This window comes from Nocardiopsis listeri NBRC 13360 (genome assembly GCF_001570765.1).
GTDB lineage: Bacteria > Actinomycetota > Actinomycetes > Streptosporangiales > Streptosporangiaceae > Nocardiopsis > Nocardiopsis listeri.
Genome location: NZ_BCSH01000039.1, coordinates 63550 through 70061 on the forward strand (window position 1 = coordinate 63550; position 6512 = coordinate 70061).

The 6512-nt window shown below is 69.1% G+C and carries 4 protein-coding genes and 1 tRNA gene; 1 reads left to right on the forward strand and 4 read right to left on the reverse strand.

All coding sequences use genetic code 11. The features are described from left to right. Nucleotides 1–10: 10 nt before the first annotated feature. Both NLI01S_RS13165 and fxlM read right to left on the reverse strand, forming a co-directional pair. The gene (locus NLI01S_RS13165) at nucleotides 11–1459 is read right to left on the reverse strand and encodes an FAD-binding oxidoreductase (protein WP_190318459.1); all 1449 of its coding nucleotides are present in this window, start codon (nucleotides 1457–1459) and stop codon (nucleotides 11–13) included. Nucleotides 1460–1568: 109 nt separating this feature from the next. Continuing rightward, nucleotides 1569–2792: a methyltransferase, FxLD system gene (gene fxlM, locus NLI01S_RS13170; RefSeq protein ID WP_223809227.1), complete on the reverse strand. Its 1224-nt coding sequence runs from the start codon at nucleotides 2790–2792 to the stop codon at nucleotides 1569–1571. Between the two features lie 121 nt (nucleotides 2793–2913). Between fxlM and NLI01S_RS13175 the strand changes: the two genes are divergently transcribed. Then, entirely contained in the window at nucleotides 2914–4041 is a 1128-nt protein-coding gene (locus tag NLI01S_RS13175; protein ID WP_067604133.1) for a Kelch repeat-containing protein, read from the forward strand. A gap of 87 nt (nucleotides 4042–4128) precedes the next feature. Here the strand turns inward: NLI01S_RS13175 and NLI01S_RS13180 are convergent. Beyond that, nucleotides 4129–4201: transfer RNA gene (locus NLI01S_RS13180), tRNA-Thr, on the reverse strand. Nucleotides 4202–4307: 106 nt separating this feature from the next. Then, nucleotides 4308–6512, reverse strand: a 2205-nt coding sequence (locus NLI01S_RS13185; RefSeq protein ID WP_157091025.1) for a non-ribosomal peptide synthetase, incomplete at its 5' end; no start/stop codon positions are given.

Sequence of the window (6512 nt, forward strand, 5' to 3'; positions counted from 1 at the left end):
GGACACTCCCTCAGCGCGGGGGGATGTTGTGCGTGAGCCGGAACATGTTCTGGCCATCGACCTCCGACTTCACCGACACCAGACGTTCGTACGCCTGGGGGTCGTACGCACGCCGGACGTCGGCCGGATCCGCCTCGTCGCCGGACAGGAAGTTGACGTAGGCACCGCCGGTGCTCCACGGTTCCATCGCCCCGATGAGCAGGTCCGCGTAGGCGCGCACCTCCTCCTCACGCTCGGGCGGCGCGACCCCGATGGTGAAGAACGTGAAGGCGGCGTCGCGATGCCCCACCGCGCTGGGCACTTCGGGTTCCCGCCCCAGGGCACCCCCGAGTTGCCGCACCTCCACCAAGGCCATCGGCGAATCCGACCCGGCTCCGGCCAGGGCGATCATCGTCTCGATGGCCCGGTCCGGCAACCCACCCAGGAGACCGGTCCGCTCATAGGCCGGGATCGGCCCCTCCGGGTCACTGTGGATCCGCCCCCAGTCGGTGAACGGCATCTCTTCGACGCCGTCCAGCAGCACGGGGGCGACGCCGCGAAGCGGCTCCACGATCCTGGCGCCTTCCGTCGCCTCGCCCACGAACGACACCCGCACGCTCACCACGAGTCGGCCGCGCACCTGCTCCGGTAGCGGTGCCTCCGGCGGAATCCGTACGAACGCCGCCGAGGTCGTCACGCTCTCCGGAACCTCCGCCGCCCAGTCACGCCAGGCCGGCAGCACGTCGGCCGCCGCCTCGGCCGGGTACAGGATCGCGCCGGCGTAGAGCGTCCGAACATCGAAGAGCCCGAAGTCGAGCGACGTGACGATCCCGAAGTTGCCCTTCCCGCCCCGGACGGCCCAGAACAGGTCCTGCTCGCGCTCCGGCGTCGCCACCCGCAACTCACCGTCGGCGGTCACGATCTCCAGCCGCGACACGTGATCAGAGGCGTAGCCGTGCAACCGGCCGAACGTGGGGCTCAGCCCGCCACCGAGCGTGTAGCCGACGGCCCCGACGCTCACCGATGAACCGGCGAGCCCCGCCAGACCGTGCGGGGCGGTGGCCTCCGCGATGGGGCCCCACTGGGCTCCGGGTCCGACCCGCACCGACGCAGACCTCTCGTCCACCTGAATCCCGCTCATCGCCGCGGTCGAAACCAGGACACCACCCTCGAAGGACACCGATGCCTGGTGTCCGGTCGCCATCACGCACACCGGTAGGCCATGACGCCCCGCGTACCGCACGGCCTTCTGCACGTCCCGCGCGTCCCGGGCCAGGACCACCGCTTCCGGCCCTCGCGTCACCGTGGTGTTGAAGCCGGCCACCGCTTCGGCGTAGCCCTCGTCCCCCGGACGCAACCAGTGGTCCGGCCGGGTGGTGCCGTAGGCGGGAGCGCCCGCGCCGCCCAGGGCACCGGCCGCGCCCAACACCCCACCCGCTCGCAACAGGGTTCGTCGGTCGATGGCCTGCGGTTCCGTCATGTACGCGCCTCTCCAGTGTCATGGGCACCACACGACTACCACCATCGACCGGTATCTCGTTCGACCGACATCCCGGCGACGTCTCGAACGAGTGATTCGGGCCCCTCGTTCAGGAAGTCGGCCAGGAGAACGTGACGTGGGTGTGCCGCTTGGTGACCACCCGGTCCTCCGATGACCGATCGACCGGGACGGAGATCGGATACACCCGGATTTCAGGCCCCGGCCCACCACGCTGGTCCCGATCCCACTCACGAACCAGTAGCCCCACCCGTTCCGCGAACTCCATCGCGGTCGGTCCGAAGGCGTGCACCCCGTACTCGACCGACGCGGCCCCCGGAACCCGTCGCGTGACCAGATAGGCGAAGTCACCGCCCTCGACCGCGGCCATGGAGAAGCGGGGGTTGTTCGGCGTCACCGACCCGGTGTCCAGCGCGGGGTCGACCGTCATGACGCAAAAGCCCGGCAGGGTGGTGGCCAGGTACGACTGCAGGGTGTCGATCGGCTCCCGGAGAGCCACCGTCACCCCCGTCCACCGATCCACCCTGGGAGTGCGCACGACGTCGTCCAACAGGTGCGGATCCTCGGGAGCCCCCTCCTCGAAACGCAGGACGACCTCCTCCGTCCCCCCGAGCCGGAACAGGGTCTCCGCGTGGCTATCCGCTCCCTGCATGGGCAAGAACCCACAGATCAGCGACGAGGTCGAACGCAGGACCCCGTCGTGTTCGACGAACCCGATCGATCGGGTCAGGCCATGAACCCGGAACGGAACCACCAACCGACCGCCCTCGACCAACTGCTCGACCCAGGCGGGCGGGATGTCCCAAGCCCCGGCGGTGACGATGATGGCGTCATAGGGGGCATCTTCCTCCACCCCGTGCGCGGCGTCAGCGGTGACCACCCGAACCCGCTCATGACCGTTGGCGTCCAACAGCCTTCGGGCACGAGCGGTGATGTCCGGGTCGATGTCGACGGTGGTGACCTCCCCATCGGGCCCGACCACCTCGGCGATCAGCGCCGCGTTGTAGCCACCCGACCCGACCTCCAGAACACGCTGCCCAGGCCGCAGCTCGGCTTGGCCGAGCATCATCGCCTGGATCTGCGGCGCGGAGACCGAACTGACGAAGCCCTGCTCTTCGTCGCGCTTGGTCATGACCGGGCTGAAGGGGTCGTAGGCCTGTTCCAGATCGGCCTCGGGGATGAAGAGATGGCGCGGTACCTCACGCAACGCCTGTTCGATCCGGGGGAAAAGGAACTCCCCTCCCACCACTCCGGGTCGGCGCAGGGCCTCCACCATCCGGTCCCGCCACTGCTCAGGATTCGGGTTCGCTGTCACTGGTCCGCTCTCCCGGCCGGGTACTCGGTCCGCTCAGTCTGCCCTTTGCGCACGCGCGCAACCCCACTGTCGACGCCCTAGACTGCGCACGCTCGACACTCCCCCCGGAAAGAATGGTCGGATGAAGCGCGTGCTCGCGTCGATGGCGTCACTGCCGGCTCTGCTACTCACGACCACCTCCTGTGGCCCCCTCGAAGAACCGGCGGACCTGGAGGTTTCCGTGAGCGCTCTTCCGCCGTCCCCGATCGACCGACGGCAGGGCCACGGCCTCGTCTGGTCGGGCGAGGAGGTCCTGGTCTGGGGAGGTCATGGCTCGAACCAGCGAGAACCATTCCCCGACGGTGCCGCCTACTCCCCCAGGACCGACTCCTGGCGTCTCCTCCCCGAGAGCGAACTGGAGCCCCGAACGCGCCACAGCACCGTCATGGTCGGAGAACAGATGCTGGTCTGGGGAGGGTTCGCCCCCACTCACTCCGGGGGCCCCGACGGACACCTGGCCCGGGACGGGGCTCTCTACGATCCCGAGAGCGACTCCTGGGAACCGATCGCACAGGCACCACGGGGCAGGGCCTCGGCCCGTGGGGTGGCCGCCGAAGAGCACGTCGTCTTCACAGGTGGGAACAGCGCGCGAAACGAGGACGTCTTCCTCGTGTACTCGGTCCAAGAGGACACCTGGCACACCATCCCCTTCGAAAGCGCGGACGAGGCGTTGACCGTGTACGACCTGACGTTCGCGAACGGAAGAGTGGTGGCGGTCGGAGCTTCTCCCACAGGTGTGTCCCTGGCGTCGTTCGGCCCGACCGATGAATCCACGACGTTCCGGGAATCGCCCGAACTCTCGGAGGTCGCTCCGGATCACGTCTTCGTCGGGTTGGCCCCCTCCTTCGACGACGAAGCCCTCCTCGCGTTGCGGGACCAGGAGGGCGTGGGTCTGTATGAGATCGGTCCGGACGACCGCCCTGAACTGCTGGACGAGTTGGAGCACTCCGCCTTCCGCCCTTCGGTCTGGTCGCTCACCCACCCCTTGATGGCGGGCGAGATGGACACCGTCGAAGGGCTGGGGCTCCTGTCGACCGGCCCCGGAGAGTTCAGCCTCTGGCACCCCGAGACAGGACGCTCCCACCGCCTCCAGCGAGAGGCGTTGTCCGACTACTGCGGCACTCTCGTCCCCATCGCCGACGGCGTGATGATCGGCTGGGGCGGCCTGGGATGTGAAACCGCGGGTATCCGCACCGACATCGAACCCTGACCCGCTTCGCTTCGGTGCGTGGGGGGCGGGGTGGTCTCGGAAACGACTCTGGCCCGGTCGGGAAGGACCGGGCCAGAGGAAGATCAGAGCCGACGAGGGGACTTGAACCCCTAACCTATCGCTTACAAGGCGATTGCTCTGCCAATTGAGCTACGTCGGCCGGCCACCGAGGCGCACTGCCTCTTGTGTCCACCCGCATGGTACCGGGTCCGGCGACAGGTGGCCTACTCGGATGCGCCGGACCCGACTCAAGCGGGCCTTGGGGATCAGAGTTGTTCCAGGAGAACCTCCTCAACGGCCTCCGCGTAGGCTCGCAACGTCTGGTGGTCGAAGAGGAGTTGCGCGGGAACGTTGATGTCCAGCAGACCCTCGATCTCGCGAACGACCTGAAGGCTGCGAACCGAGTCGCCACCGATCTCGAAGAAGTTGTCGTCACGCCCCACCCGTTCGAGGCGGAGCGTGTTGAGCCAGACGTCGGCGACCGCCTCCTCCGTCGGGGTCTGCGGAGCGACATGGGTCGGCGCCGTGGCGCCCCGCCAGTCGGGCTCGGGCAGTCGTTTGCGATCGACCTTGCCGTTCTGGTTCAACGGCAGTTCCGGAAGCACGGTGAGCACCGACGGCACCATGTAGGCGGGCAGTCTCCGTTCCAGGTGCTCCCGAAGACCGGGACCGTCCGCGGTGCCGGTGACGAAGGCGACCAACCGCCGCCCACCGGAAGGAGCCTCGACCACTACCGCGACCGCCTGAGCCACACCGTCCATCTGGAGCAGGGCGCCCTCGATCTCGCCGAGTTCGATCCGGTAGCCGCGCAGTTTGACCTGCCCGTCCACCCGGCCGACGAAGACGATACGGCCGTCCCGGGTCCAGCGCACGAGGTCACCGGTCCGGTAGAGCCGCCCGCCGTGGGAGAAGGGGTCGGCGATGAACCGCTCGGCGGTCAGGTCGGGCCGGCGATCGTAACCTCGTGCCACACCGTCCCCGGACAGGTAGAGCTCTCCGACGGCGCCCGGGGGCACCGGTCGCAGCGCTCCGTCGAGGACGTAGGTTCCGGTGCCGTCCATGGGTCGGCCGATCGGGCACAGCCCCGCACGTGCTTCTTCGAGGTCGACTGGTCCGCAGGTGGCGAACGTGGTCGTCTCGGTGGGCCCGTACACGTGGACGAGCCTGGTGTCCGGGCAGGCCTCCAGTACCCGGGCGAAGGAGGCCGGGTCCGCCGCCTCACCACCGGTCCACAGTTCCGTCAACCGCTCGAAGCAGGTGGGATCCTGGTTCGCGAACAGGTTGAACAGGGCCGTGGTCAGGAAGATCGCGGTCACACCGTGTTCGGTGACCGCCTCCCTGAGCACCGGCACGGACACCGCTTGCTCGGCCACCACGATGGTCCCACCGTTGAGGAGCGGCACCCACACCTCGTAGGTGGCGGCGTCGAAGGCGTGCGGCGAGTGGAACAGGACCCGTTCATGTCCCTCGGTCCACCGGTGGTCGGCGCTGAGAGCGACGATGTCGCGATGGTCGACCACCACGCCCTTGGGTTCCCCGGTGGAACCCGAGGTGAACATGGCGTAGGCCGCCGAGCGCGGGGCCGGCACCGACTCCACGGGGCGGCGTTCCGGTGCGCTCAAACCGTCCGGACCGTAACGAACGACGGACCCCAGATCCTCGCAACGGTCCATCATGGCGGGGTCTGCGATCGCGATGTCCGCCCCGACGCCCCGCGCCATCCGCCCGACCCGATCGGCCGGGACCGTGTCGTGGAGGGGGACGTAGGCGGCCCCCGCCTTGAGGACCGCGAGCATGGCGACGACCACGCGCGGAGAACGCGGCATCAGCAGGAGGACCCTTGATTCCGGTCCCGCCCCGAGCGCACACAGGTGCGCGGCGAGCTCGTCGGCCTCGGCGTCGAGCTCGGCGTAGGTCCACCGCCCACCGGAGCCGGTGACCGCGAGCGCGTCCGGATGGGCGGCGACCCGGTCCAGGAACAGCCCGGTGACGGTCCCCTCGCGGGGGTCCGGGTCGTCCCCCACGCTGAACCCGAGAGCCCGTCCGGGGTTCGCGGATGCGACCCGTCCCAGGGGCCGGTCCGGGTCCTCGACGAGGGAGACCAGGATCCGCACCAGGTCATCGAGCAGGACCTGGATGGTGGCGGTGTCGAAGCAGTCGGGTTCGTACCCGAGCAGCAGGCGGATCTCGTCGGAGGCGTAGGCGCTGAGCGCCAGCGGGTAGTTGGTCGCCTCGTTGGCGGCGACCAACTCGGCCGTCGGGCCGTCTCCGGTCGCCGAACGCTCCTGCACGGGGTAGTTCTCGAACACGACCATGCTGTCGAAGAGCTGGGTGTCTCCCGGCAGCTCCACCCCCGCCTGGATCCTGTTGAGGGGCAGGTGATCGTGGGCGCGGGCCCGTGCCTGGCCCTCCTGGAGGTCCCGAAGCCACACCGCGACCGGTACTCCGGGGTCGATCCGTACCCGGGTGGG

Coding starts and splice junctions, on each gene's coding strand:
- NLI01S_RS13165 (WP_190318459.1), bottom strand. CDS start 1,459: ATGACGGAACCGCAGGCCATCGACCGACGAACCCTGTTGCGAGCGGGT.
- NLI01S_RS13175 (WP_067604133.1), top strand. CDS start 2,914: ATGAAGCGCGTGCTCGCGTCGATGGCGTCACTGCCGGCTCTGCTACTC.